12 protein-coding genes and 1 pseudogene are annotated in these 11,122 nt (G+C 61.9%); 7 read left to right on the top strand and 6 right to left on the bottom strand.

The genetic code is table 11. The features are described 5' to 3' along the window. Positions 1-294: 294 nt before the first annotated feature. A complete protein-coding gene (locus EOJ32_RS08035; protein ID WP_127898194.1) occupies positions 295-1,230 on the bottom strand; it encodes a LysR substrate-binding domain-containing protein in 936 nt (311 codons plus the stop codon). Between the two features lie 113 nt (positions 1,231-1,343). Between EOJ32_RS08035 and EOJ32_RS08040 the strand changes: the two genes are divergently transcribed. From EOJ32_RS08040 to EOJ32_RS08055, 4 genes are all read left to right on the top strand, one after another. Beyond that, complete coding sequence (locus tag EOJ32_RS08040; protein WP_127898195.1) at positions 1,344-2,138, top strand: type 1 glutamine amidotransferase domain-containing protein; 795 nt, start codon at positions 1,344-1,346, stop codon at positions 2,136-2,138. Positions 2,139-2,209: 71 nt separating this feature from the next. Continuing rightward, positions 2,210-2,506, top strand: a complete 297-nt coding sequence (locus EOJ32_RS08045; protein WP_127898196.1) for a putative quinol monooxygenase — start codon at positions 2,210-2,212, stop codon at positions 2,504-2,506. Positions 2,507-2,712: 206 nt separating this feature from the next. After that, positions 2,713-3,453: an SDR family oxidoreductase gene (locus tag EOJ32_RS08050; protein ID WP_127898197.1), complete on the top strand. Its 741-nt coding sequence runs from the start codon at positions 2,713-2,715 to the stop codon at positions 3,451-3,453. A gap of 111 nt (positions 3,454-3,564) precedes the next feature. Continuing rightward, positions 3,565-3,858 carry a putative quinol monooxygenase gene (locus EOJ32_RS08055; protein WP_127899328.1) on the top strand — a complete coding sequence of 98 codons (294 nt, stop codon included), beginning with the start codon at positions 3,565-3,567 and terminating at the stop codon, positions 3,856-3,858. Positions 3,859-3,873: 15 nt separating this feature from the next. Here EOJ32_RS08055 and EOJ32_RS08060 read toward each other — a convergent pair whose 3' ends face one another. From EOJ32_RS08060 to EOJ32_RS08070, 3 genes and pseudogenes are all read right to left on the bottom strand, one after another. Beyond that, entirely contained in the window at positions 3,874-4,011 is a 138-nt protein-coding gene (locus EOJ32_RS08060) for a hypothetical protein (protein WP_205963138.1), read from the bottom strand. A gap of 69 nt (positions 4,012-4,080) precedes the next feature. After that, complete coding sequence (locus EOJ32_RS08065; RefSeq protein WP_127898198.1) at positions 4,081-5,163, bottom strand: alkene reductase; 1,083 nt, start codon at positions 5,161-5,163, stop codon at positions 4,081-4,083. A gap of 125 nt (positions 5,164-5,288) precedes the next feature. Next, positions 5,289-6,220: pseudogene (locus tag EOJ32_RS08070) on the bottom strand (IS3 family transposase); the annotation flags it as partial. 68 nt (positions 6,221-6,288) lie between these two features. Here EOJ32_RS08070 and EOJ32_RS08075 point away from each other — a divergent pair. Next, on the top strand, positions 6,289-7,329 hold the full coding sequence (locus EOJ32_RS08075; protein WP_127898199.1) for an IS110 family transposase: 1,041 nt from the start codon (positions 6,289-6,291) through the stop codon (positions 7,327-7,329). A gap of 735 nt (positions 7,330-8,064) precedes the next feature. Here EOJ32_RS08075 and EOJ32_RS08080 read toward each other — a convergent pair. Continuing rightward, the gene (locus tag EOJ32_RS08080) at positions 8,065-9,078 is read right to left on the bottom strand and encodes a zinc-binding alcohol dehydrogenase family protein (protein WP_127898200.1); all 1,014 of its coding nucleotides are present in this window, start codon (positions 9,076-9,078) and stop codon (positions 8,065-8,067) included. Positions 9,079-9,182: 104 nt separating this feature from the next. Here EOJ32_RS08080 and EOJ32_RS08085 point away from each other — a divergent pair, with 104 nt between their 5' ends. Further along, positions 9,183-9,557 (top strand): helix-turn-helix domain-containing protein, encoded by a 375-nt coding sequence (locus tag EOJ32_RS08085; protein WP_127898201.1) that lies wholly within the window; start codon positions 9,183-9,185, stop codon positions 9,555-9,557. A gap of 3 nt (positions 9,558-9,560) precedes the next feature. Here EOJ32_RS08085 and EOJ32_RS08090 read toward each other — a convergent pair whose 3' ends face one another. Further along, a complete protein-coding gene (locus EOJ32_RS08090; RefSeq protein ID WP_127898202.1) occupies positions 9,561-10,052 on the bottom strand; it encodes an Lrp/AsnC family transcriptional regulator in 492 nt (163 codons plus the stop codon). Positions 10,053-10,291: 239 nt separating this feature from the next. Here EOJ32_RS08090 and EOJ32_RS08095 point away from each other — a divergent pair, with 239 nt between their 5' ends. Beyond that, positions 10,292-11,101 carry a DMT family transporter gene (locus tag EOJ32_RS08095; RefSeq protein WP_240542375.1) on the top strand — a complete coding sequence of 270 codons (810 nt, stop codon included), beginning with the start codon at positions 10,292-10,294 and terminating at the stop codon, positions 11,099-11,101. The last annotated feature ends 21 nt before the right edge of the window (positions 11,102-11,122 follow it).

Consider the following 11,122-nt stretch of genomic DNA (forward strand, 5'->3'; position numbering starts at 1 on the left):
ATCACGCAGCGCAACAGAAATCAATGCATCCTGACCCTAGTCGGCATCCAGCGATCGCATGAACAGCAGAGCAAGTATGGTGGCGGTCGGTCGGCTGGGACCACCCGGTAACGGTCGGAGGCCACGATCCTGTTCGCTTCCACTGGCCTGATCGGAATGACGCTCGATGATAAGGGAGGATTGAACCTGGGCCGTGACGTCGAGGCGCTGACTGCCGTCTACTGAAAAGATCAATTCCGGTCATCAACGAAAAGTACGGAAGTAAACCGTCGTCGCGCGGCCTACAGACGTCCATCACGCTGGCGACGGCATGGCTGTCGCTGCTGTCTTGCCCTTGATGTCAGTGATGACCTCGCCGATCAGCCCACGTAGCCAGCGGTGTGCGGGATCGTGCCTGTAGCGGACATGCCAAGCCATTTCCACGGGAAAGCTGCCGAGGTCGACCGGGGCGGGCAGGATCTTCAGCCGGGGATCGTGCATCAGCCGCCTGCAGATGAGCGAGGGCAAGGTGGCGCAATAGTCGGTCACCGCCACCATCTCGGCTACCGCGAAGAAATTGGTCACGGAGATCGCCACGTCGCGCTTTAGCTGGTGCTGCGACAGCGCCTGGAAGAGCCCGGCGCGCATCCGGCCAGGTGGCACGATGTTGACGTGCTTCATCGTCTCGAACTGCTCGCGCGTCATGGCATCGCCGATGTCCGGATGGTCGGCGCGGACGGCGCAGGCGAGCCCTTCGTCCATGAGGTGCTGGACGACGAGGTTGTCGGGCGGGTCGACGATGCGGCCCAGCACGAGCGCCGTCGTGCCCGACACAACGCCTGTCTCAACGAGATCGTTGCCGTAGGGCGTCAGACGGAGCTTGATGCCCGGCGCGACCTTCTCCAGGCGCGCCAGGACAGCGGGGACGATGACGAACTCGACATAGCCGTTCGGCGCGATCGTGAAGAGCCGTTCGGCGTGTGCGGGGTCGAAGGCCTGCTGACCGAGAACCGCGTCGTCGAGCTGGGCGAGTGCCTCAGCGATCAGCGGTGAGAGTTCAAGCGCGATCGGGGTCGGCTGGATGCCATAGCGCTCGCGGACGAACAGTTGATCCTGAAGCATCTGTCGTAGACGCGCCAGGGCGTTGGACAGGGCGGGCTGCGTCATACCCATGCGCTCGGCGGCCCGGGTGACGCTACGCTCCTCCATCAACGCGACGAAGATCGGTAGAAGGTTCAGATCGTAGCGCATGCAGTCATCCTGTCAGACGTATATCTGGAATTAGAAAGATAAACTTCTAAAATAAGTCAACAAGGCCCATTTCCCATCCATCGGCGACGGACGCCGCGAACATGGAGGTTCAGATGAGCAAGGGTCAGGTTCTCGTTCTTGGATCGAACGCGACGCATATCGGTCTACGTGGCGGCGGTACCGCGACGGTCGGTCAGTATCTCAACGAGACGGCAGTCCCCGCGCTGGCTCTGCTCGACGCCGGCTATAATATTGTTCTCGCTACGCCCGATGGGACCAAGCCGCATATCGACGCCGGCTCCGTTTCGGTTGATCATTTTGGCGGCGATGAGACGGCATTCCAGCGCGCCAAGGACTTCTTCGCGAGCCACCCGGCCATGAACGACGTCCGCACGCTGAAATCGGTCGTCGACGAGGGTCTGGACGGCTTCGTTGGCGTGTTCGTGCCGGGAGGTCACGCGCCCATCGTCGACCTGATGGAGGACCGCGATGTGGGCACGATCCTCCGTCACTTCCACGCGGCGGCCAAGCCGACCGCGCTCCTCTGCCACGGACCGGTGGTCGTTGTCGCCGCGCTCGACGATGCTCCGGCCTTCCGCAAGGCGCTGGAGGAAGGCGATGACGCCGGGGCGGCCGACCTGGCCCAAGACTGGATCTACGCGGGCTATCGCATGACCGTCTTTTCGGCCAACGAGGAGAAGATCGCTGAGGAGCAAGTGCTGAAGGGCGAGCTCTACTTTGACATGGAAAAGGCGCTGCGGTCGGCCGGTGGCGACGTATCGGTCACCGACGAGAACTTCGCTTCGAATGTCGTCGTCGACCGAGAGCTGATTACGGGTCAGAATCCGGCATCGGACCGGGCCATGGCCGACGCCTTGATCGAAGCCCTCGATCGCGCCGCTGCGTGAGTACCAGGATGACCGGCGGGGCGCTAAGGGTGCGCCCCGCTTCGGATATAACCAGGACAGGGTATGTTGCCATGACCGCCAACGTGAAGATCGTCGCCGTCCTAACCGCCCGTGCGGATACCGTTGACCGCCTGCGCGCTCTGCTCGACGCCATGCTAGAGCCGAGCCGTGCTGAACAGGGCAATTTGCGCTACGATCTCTGGCAGGACCAGAGCGATCCGAACCGTTTCGTGCTCGACGAGCTGTACGCGGACGCAGATGCGGTCGCCGCCCACCGTGCGACGCCCCACTTCCAGAACTACCTTTCTCAGATCGGCGATCTGGCCGAGCGCGCCGCGTTTGTCCTCAACCCCGTCTCGGCGACCTGAGGATGGTGCCAATGGGCAAGCCTGTAAAATGGGTGGGTTAGGCACGGCTTGTACAAGCGTTCAACACAGACGAGTTGCGGATGATCGGCCTGTTGGCACCTGCGCATCGCGTGGTGCCTTTTGGACCTATTTCATCCACGCGGCTAACGCTGAGGCGGAGCCGCGATCCGGCGAAAAATCAACAACTGACTTGAAGGAATACAGTCATGACCAAGGGTATCGAAGGCAAGGTCGTTCTCATCACCGGCGGCAGCACCGGCATCGGCGCAGAAACCGCGCGTCTTCTGGCGGAACGCGGCGCGAAGGTGGCCATCGCCGCGCGGCGCAAAGACAGGCTCGACGAGGTCGTCGCGGACATCGCCGCAAAGGGCGGCACGGCACGTAGCTACGCGCTCGACGTGACCGACAAGTCGGCGGTCCAGTCCGTCGTTGCCGCAATCATTGCCGACTTCGGCCGCCTCGACGTGCTGATCAACAACGCCGGGCTGATGCCGATCCGTCCGATGTCCGAGGTCAACACCGACGAGTGGGACCAGATGATCGACGTCAATCTGAAGGGTACGCTCTACGGCATCGCGGCGGCCCTTCCCGGCTTTCTCGAGCAGGGCAGCGGTCACATCATCAACTTGAGCTCGGTTGCGGGCATCAAGGTCTTCGCACCGGGCGGCACGGTCTACTCCGGCACCAAGTTCGCCGTCAGCGCGATCAGCGAGGGCTTGCGCCACGAAGTGGGTGAAAAGGTCCGCGTCACGTCAATCGAGCCTGGAGCCGTCGAAAGCAATTTGAAGTTCACGACGTCCGGCACGGCTGCCGAGACTGTGCTCGACTTCTACAAGCAGGCCATCCCGGCGGCATCGGTGGCGCGTGCTATCGCGTTCGCTGTCGAACAACCTGATGACGTCGACGTCAATGCGATCGTCATCCGACCGACCGCGCAGGAGTTCTGATCCCAACGAGGAGGCGGGGCCGCGTGTGCTCCGCCTCCTGGGGAACGTACCGGCCCGCTCGCGCGTTGCCCTGCCAAATTATATCTTTCCGTTTAACTTGAGGAGTCGATGATGCCCAAACTTGCGCTGTATGTGCCACTGAAGGCCAAGCCCGGAAAAGAGAGCGATGTCGCAGATTTCCTGACCTCGGCATTGCCGCTCGTTCAAGCTGAGGAGGGCACTCTGACCTGGTATGCGATCGAGGAAGGTCCCGGTGCGTACGCGATCTTCGATACGTTCGATACAGAGGAGGATCGGCAGGCCCATCTTGACGGCAAGGTAGCCGCCGCACTGATGGACAAGGCAGAAGAACTGTTTTCTGAGCCGCCGCAGATTCACAAGTTCACCCTGCTGGCCGCGAAATAGCGGGCGGCCCGCACCCTAGTTGTTCAGACCACCACGGAAGTGTTGTAAGAACAGCGGCGGCGTTCCAGTCTCCGCACCAAAGCGCCGGTACCCATAACGCACACCATCGGCTTCGACATACTGCGTCGGTGTAGTGATATGGGTATTGGTCATCTCGTCCTCACATTATCTATGGATGTCTGATCAGGGACGGCAGCAAGGCCGTCCCTTGGCGGTGCGATCTCAGCCGTCGAGCGTCGGATAGTCGATGTAGCCTTTTGCGCCGCCGCCATAGAGCGTTGTCTCATCGATCTGGTTCAGTTCCGCCCCGGTCTTTAATCGCTCGACCAGATCGGGATTCGCAATGAACGGCCTGCCAAAGGCAATGAGATCGGCCTTGCCAGCCGCCAGATGCTGGTTCGCGAGGTTAAGGTCGTAACCATTGTTGGCGATGTAGGTGTTCTTGAAGCGGCTCCGCAGCGCCGCGTAGTCGAACGGTGCGGCATCGCGCGGGCCGCCGGTCTCGCCTTCCACCACGTGGATGTAGACGATCCCGAGGCCATTCAGCTTCTCGGCGACATAGTTGAACTGCTCTTGTTCTTCGCCAGTAACCACGGCCCCGCTGGCGGGCGATACAGGCGACAGCCGAACGCCGGTGCGATCCGCGCCGATCTCCTTCGCTACGGCCGCCACGACCTCAAGCAGCAGACGGGCGCGGTTTTCGACCGATCCGCCATAGGCATCGGTGCGGACGTTGGAGGAACTGCGCAGGAACTGGTCGAGCAGATAGCCATTGGCGCCATGAACTTCGACACCGTCGAACCCGGCCTCAATGGCATTGGCTGCCGTCTTGCGGAAATCCTCGACGATGTCGGCAATTTCGGCTGTCTCCAGAGCCCGCGGCTCGGACACATCGGCAAAGCCGTCGTTCACGAAGGTCTTGGTTTCGGCCCGGATCGCCGATGGTGCAACCGGTGCTTCACCTCCATGCAGATCGACATGGCTGACGCGGCCGACGTGCCAAAGCTGCACGAAAATGCGCCCGCCCTTCGCATGGACCGCATCGGTCACCTTGCGCCATGCAGCGATCTGTTCGGGCGTATAAAGGCCTGGCGTGTTCTGATAACCCTGCGCCTGTTTGGAAATCTGTGTCGCCTCGGTGATCACGAGGCCTGCGCTGGCACGCTGCGAGTAGTATTCCGCTGCGAACTCACTCGGAACTAGGCCCTCGCCGGCGCGGTTGCGTGTGAGCGGCGCGAGCACCACGCGGTTGGAGAGAGTGATCCCGCCTAGCGTGTAGGTGTCAAAAACTGTCTTATCGGTCATTGGTGCAACTGCCTGCCCTAGAGATTGAGTATTTAATGATGATGATCATCATTAAATTTGATGACGGCATTCCGAAATGTCAAAGGGCTGTCGCAGTTGTTGATTGTTGACCTGCCACTGATCCTTCATCCAGCCGCGACCGGAGCTCGCTTGGTGTTTACGCCTATGGGCGCAGGTTGAGCAATCGCCCGACGCGCGGAGCTTTCATCTCGGGCAGCGGGTCGGGCGATTGCGGTGGTCAGGGTCCGTGCGTAGTCGGCCGGTGTTTTGTAATCCAAGACCGAATGGGGGCGTTCGGTGTTGTAGTCTGCGGCCCAAGCCGCGATCACTACGCGCGCGTGTGTGCCAGGTTGCGGAACATGGTGTCATTGAGCAGTTCATCGCGCATCCGCCTGTTGAAGCTCTCGATAAACCCAATCTGCATAGGCTTTCCCGGTGCGATGTAGTGCCATTCGATCTTGTACTCGGAACACCACCGCAGGGTGGCGTTCGAGGTCAATTCGGTGCCGTTGTCTGAGACAATCATTCCAGGCTTCCCTCGACGCTCGATCAGGGCCGATAGCTCTCGTGCGACGCGCCGTTCGGATATCGAAGTGTCCGGGATCGCCGCGAGGCATTCCCGGGTGACATCGTCTACCACGTTGAGCACCCGGAACCGCTGGCCGTTGGCGAACTGGTCATGGACGAAATTCAGCGACCAGCGCGCATTGGGTCCCGTCTCGACAAGGAGCGGCGCCCGCGTCCCGACAGCCTTGCGCCGGGCCTTCCGTTTGCGCACCGTCAGCCCCTCTTCGCGGTAGAGCCGGTAGATCCGGTTGATACCGGACGGCTCGCCCTCGCGGCGCAACAACACGAAGAGGCGCCGATAGCCGAACCGCCGGCGCTTGTTGGCCAGATCTCGTAACCGACCGCGCAGAACCGTGTCCGGGGCATGCTGAGATCGATAGCGGATCATCGTTCGATCCGCGTCGACGATATGGCAGGCCCGCCGCTCCGACAGGCCATGCTCAGCCCGAAGATATGCGACGACTTCACGCTTCACTGCGGGCCATACCACTAATGGGATGGCCCGCCCCGCGCCCCGGCGTAGCATCGGGGTGTCACCTGACCATGAGGAGAGAAAGGATGCGAACCAAACCTGTCCCTGAGACTGCCGCCTTTGGCATTGATATCGGTAAGACGGTGTTCCATGTCGTTGCGCTGGATGCCTCCGGCGCAACGATCCAACGCGCAAAGTTCTCGCGTGATACGCTGATGGCGTTCTTCGAAGCGGCGCCGAAGGTGCTGATCAGCATGGAGGCCTGCCCCGGATCGCAATGGCTGGCGCGGCGGCTTGTCGCGATGGGTCATGATGCCCGGATTATTCCGGCGCGCTTCGTGAAGCCCTATGTCAAGTCCAACAAGACCGACACCGTAGATGCGGCGGCGATCGCCGAAGCTGTGACGCGGTCGACCATGCGATTTGTCGAAGTGCGGACGCCCGAGCAGGTCGATCTTCAGGCGCTCCACCGCATTCGCCACCGGCTGGTGGGACATAGAACGGCGCTGATGAACCAAGCGCGCGCTTTATGCCTTGAATACGGGCTGGCGATGCGTGTCGGCGCCGGCGGTTTCCATGCCGACATCCGCAGGCATCTGGCCAATGCGGGGAACGATCTGACACCTGCCATGCGGGCGCTGCTCGATGATCTTGCCTATACCGAAGGGCGCATCAAAGCCGTGAATGCCAAGGTCGACGCCTATGCCCGCGAACATGAGGCGGTCTGCCGTCTTGTCGCCATTCCGGGCATCGAGCCATTGGGTGCAACCGCAATTATCGCAGCCGCCGGAGACGACAGGCGATTCCGCAAGGCGCGTGATCTGGCCGCCTGGCTGGGGTTGGTGCCAGCAGAGCATTCGACCGGGGGCAAACAGACTCCTCTGGGTATTAGCAAGCGGGGCAATCGTTACGTGCGGCGGCTGATCATTCACGGCGCGAGATCGTGCTTTTTGCATCGCAACCGTGCAAGCCACGCTCTGGGCGGCTGGCTCTCGGCTCTGGAAGCGCGAACGCACCGCAACAAGGCCGTCGTCGCCCTGGCAAACAAGCTGACCCGGATCGTCTGGGCCATCCCGACCAGACCCGGCACCGTCTATCTGCAGTCGAGCGGCGCAGCCGCGCGCTGACCTCTTCGCCGCAGAACCGATTGCAGGGGATGTGATGTCCAAACGGTTGATCGACCACAGGTAAGCCACGCGCAAAAAAACGGGACTTTATCCCGCGCCACTAATCTGGAACCCGAGGGGCGGATCTCGTCAAGGCCTTGTCGCCAAAAGCGGCTGACTGATCAGAGGCCGGATACATTTACGCAAGCCGGACGGTCAGAGCGAAAACCTTGCAATAGTGGGGCAGACCATACATTTTTTAGGGGGCTATATACCTAACTAGCCGCTTTCCGGCTAGTTAAGTATATAGCCCCCCTTTTATATTGGCGCGCAGGGCAGCCGTGCGGCCCATGCCGCGCGCTGCGCACGTCTGCAGGAGGGCGCCTCCATGGACCAAATCGCACGAGTCTACGGGCCAATGGGCCGATCCCCGCATCTCGTAACCCGAAAGCCTTGGCTATGTCGGGGTTATGGCAAAGATAATGGTCGCTTTCGCGCCGGCCGCTCCGCCTCAATGCCCCTCGAATTTTGATGGATGGTCGAAATCCGCCAGTCGATCGGCTGGAACATAGAGTTGGGCGGGCCGGGGCAGCTCCCTTACTCGGCCGACCGCAGGCGGTCACGATCGCGATTCAGGTCGTAGTGCACGCAGCCCTGCTCAGCGCGGACGTCCGCGAGCATCCCAGTGAGGGCGGCCTGCGGGACCGCCCCCGGGTATAGCCACCAGCGTCGCGACCAGGTGAATAATTCCGGACATCAGAACCCTTCCAGCACGATCTTGCCGCGTGCAGTGTTCGTTTCGATCAGGGCATGGGCCTTCTTCAGGGTCTCGGCATTGATCGGCGACAGCGTTTCGGTCAGCGTGGTGCGGATGCGCCCGGCATCGACCAGTCTCGCCACCTCGTTCAGCAGCTTGCCCTGCTCGCCGATGTCCGGCGTGCCGAAGATCGAGCGGGTGAACATCAGTTCCCAATGCACCGAGGCAGCCTTGCGCTTGAAGCCCAGCACGTCCAACGTTTCGGGGTCGTCGATCAGGCCAAAGCGACCTTGCGGCGCGATCAGGGTCTGAATGCCCTTCAAATGCCGGTCGCTCTGGTTGGTGGAAAACACGAAGCCCGGCGACCCGATGCCCAGGGCCTCGACCTGCGCCGCCAGATCACCGTGGTGATCAATAACGTGGTGCGCCCCGAGGTCACGCACCCAGCCTTGTGTTTTCGGACGCGAGGCGGTGGCAATCACCGTCAGGTCGGTCAGCGCGCGGACAAGCTGGATGGCGATGGATCCGACGCCGCCTGCGCCGCCGATGATCAGGATGGCATTGGCCGCGCCCGGAACGGGGCGGCGGATGTCCAGCCGGTCGAACAGCATCTCCCACGCGGTGATGGCCGTCAGCGGCAGGGCGGCGGCCTCGGCATTGGTCAGCGACTTGGGCTTGTGTCCGGTGATCCTGGCATCGACGAGATGGAACTGACTGTTCGCGCCGGGGCGTGTAATGGATCCGGCATAGAAAACCTCGTCGCCGACGGCGAAGCCTTGGGTCTCGGGCCCGACCTCGGCCACCCGGCCGACCGCATCCCAGCCAAGCACCTTCCAGTCGCCCTCGGTCGGGGTGGCGCTTTTGCGCACCTTTGTGTCCACCGGGTTGACCGACACCGCCGCCACCTCGACCAGCAGGTCATGGCCGGTCGCGATCGGACGCGGCAGCTCGATGTCCTGCAGCGCATTCGGGTGGTCGATGGGTCCGGGTATCTTGTAGCCGATGGCCTTCATGAGATCGCTCCACTGTTTCGTTTGCGTCAAGGCGAAACTGGTCTTACTTTTGGGTTTCGACAATACGCACAAACAATGCATATAGTGTCGAAAAGGATACTGTCATGGTCAAGGCCCGCCATTCCCGCTTCGATTGCACGCCCGGCTGTTCGGTCGAGGCGGCAATCGGGCTGATCGACGGCAAGTGGAAGTCGATCATCCTGTGGCACCTGCTGTCCGGCACACTGCGCTTTAACGAGATCCGCCGCCACATGCAGAACTGCACGCCGCGCATGCTGACCAACCAGTTGCGCGAGATGGAGGAGGATGGGCTGATCACCCGCAAGGTTTACGCCCAGGTACCGCCCAAGGTAGAGTATTCATTGTCCGATCTGGGGCGCACGATGGAGCCGATCCTGCGTGCCCTGAAGACTTGGGGCGACGAAAACATCGGCCTTTACGGCAAGCCGGTTGGACACGATCCACGCGACACGACCTGACCCTCAGCCCTTGCGCAGATGTCCGGTCGGCAGGGCCGTGGTGTATTTCACCTGATCCAGGGCGAAGCTTGACCGGATGTTGGCCACGCCCGGGATCTGGGTCAGGACGTTCATCACCAGATCCTGATAGCGCAGCAGATCCTCGACTACCACGCGCAGCATGAAATCTTCGGAACCGGTCATCAGGTAGCATTCCATCACCTCGGGCCGGTCCTTGATGGCGTCGGTGAACGTCCCGAGCGAGGCTTTGTCCTGACGTGCCAGCGTGACATGGACAAACACGTTGACCAGCAGGCCCAGCTTGACTGGATCGACCAAGGCGACCGAGCCGCGGATCACCCCGCGCTCACGCATGTCGGCCACGCGCCGCCAGCAGGGCGAAGCCGATAGGTTCACGCGTTCGGCCAGTTCAGCGTTGCTGAGTTCGGCATCCTGCTGCAGCGAATCAAGGATTCGCAAACTGGCCGTGTCCAGTTCGGGCTCTTCTGGGGTCATGTTTTCCTCCAACAGCCAAGACCTAGGTAGAGTTTTCCTATTACATCTTCAGCTTGGGTCCGAATAGGTCGGATTGCCCGTCGCATCGGTGTCACAATGGCCTCATATCCCATCTGTCAAGGCTGTCCATGTCCTGCGCTGCCCCCGCCGCCACCTCGCACCCTTGCCGGACCGGAAACAGCCGGTTGTGGTTGTCGCTGATGGTGCTGCTGTGGGGTTTCAGCTGGCCTGCGACGCAGATGGCGCTGACCGCGGTGCCGCCCTTATGGCTTGCGACCTTCCGCTTCGGGTCGGCCGCCGTCTGCCTGTTCGCGTTTTTGGCGCTGCGCGGCGGAGTCACCATGCCGAAACGCGGCGACATGCCCATCGTTCTCAGCACCGGCCTGCTGCAGATGATGACCTTCACGGGCTTGGGTATGATTGCTATGACCCGAACCGATACCAGCCATTCGGTGCTGCTGGCCTATACCACACCGCTGTGGACCGTCGCGCTTGCCTGGCTTGTCTTTCGCGCGCGGCCAGCCCGGGCGCAGGTCGCGGCGCTGCTGACAGGCCTGGCCGGGGTCGCCTTGATCTGCTCTCCCCTCGAAACCGACTGGAGCGCGCCGGGCGCCTTCATGGGGGCGGGCTTTCTGATGATCGCGGCACTGGCTTGGTCAGCAGTGATCCTGCACGTCCGGCTCCATCGCTGGATTTCGACGCCCTTGACGCTAGCGCCGTGGCAGATGCTGCTGGCAACTGTGCCGCTTGCCGGCCTTGCGCTGGCGTTCGAGGGCCTGCCCCACGGCATCCGCTGGAGCGTGCATCTTGTCGAGCTTCTGGTCTTCATCGGACCTGTCGCTACTTCAGCCTGCTTTGTGATCTCGGCAGAGCACGGGCGCCGGATCTCGACCTTTGCCATGTCGAACTTCACACTTGGCGTGCCGCTGATTGGCATCGCGGCATCGGTTGTAATCCTGTCCAACCGGCTGTCGCCCGTCTTTCTGGCAGGGCTTGCCCTGGTCCTTGCAGGGATGGTGGCGGCCACAAGCGCGCAACGGAAAAACTGACACAAAAGCATTGGGGGGAAC

The sequence above is a fragment of the Paracoccus sp. Arc7-R13 genome (assembly GCF_004010775.1).
Lineage (GTDB): Bacteria > Pseudomonadota > Alphaproteobacteria > Rhodobacterales > Rhodobacteraceae > Paracoccus > Paracoccus marcusii.

Coding starts and splice junctions, on each gene's coding strand:
- EOJ32_RS08035 (WP_127898194.1), bottom strand. CDS start 1,230: ATGCGCTACGATCTGAACCTTCTACCGATCTTCGTCGCGTTGATGGAG.
- EOJ32_RS08040 (WP_127898195.1), top strand. CDS start 1,344: ATGAGCAAGGGTCAGGTTCTCGTTCTTGGATCGAACGCGACGCATATC.
- EOJ32_RS08045 (WP_127898196.1), top strand. CDS start 2,210: ATGACCGCCAACGTGAAGATCGTCGCCGTCCTAACCGCCCGTGCGGAT.
- EOJ32_RS08050 (WP_127898197.1), top strand. CDS start 2,713: ATGACCAAGGGTATCGAAGGCAAGGTCGTTCTCATCACCGGCGGCAGC.
- EOJ32_RS08055 (WP_127899328.1), top strand. CDS start 3,565: ATGCCCAAACTTGCGCTGTATGTGCCACTGAAGGCCAAGCCCGGAAAA.
- EOJ32_RS08060 (WP_205963138.1), bottom strand. CDS start 4,011: ATGACCAATACCCATATCACTACACCGACGCAGTATGTCGAAGCCGAT.
- EOJ32_RS08065 (WP_127898198.1), bottom strand. CDS start 5,163: ATGACCGATAAGACAGTTTTTGACACCTACACGCTAGGCGGGATCACT.
- EOJ32_RS08075 (WP_127898199.1), top strand. CDS start 6,289: ATGCGAACCAAACCTGTCCCTGAGACTGCCGCCTTTGGCATTGATATC.
- EOJ32_RS08080 (WP_127898200.1), bottom strand. CDS start 9,078: ATGAAGGCCATCGGCTACAAGATACCCGGACCCATCGACCACCCGAAT.
- EOJ32_RS08085 (WP_127898201.1), top strand. CDS start 9,183: ATGGTCAAGGCCCGCCATTCCCGCTTCGATTGCACGCCCGGCTGTTCG.
- EOJ32_RS08090 (WP_127898202.1), bottom strand. CDS start 10,052: ATGACCCCAGAAGAGCCCGAACTGGACACGGCCAGTTTGCGAATCCTT.
- EOJ32_RS08095 (WP_240542375.1), top strand. CDS start 10,292: ATGGCGCTGACCGCGGTGCCGCCCTTATGGCTTGCGACCTTCCGCTTC.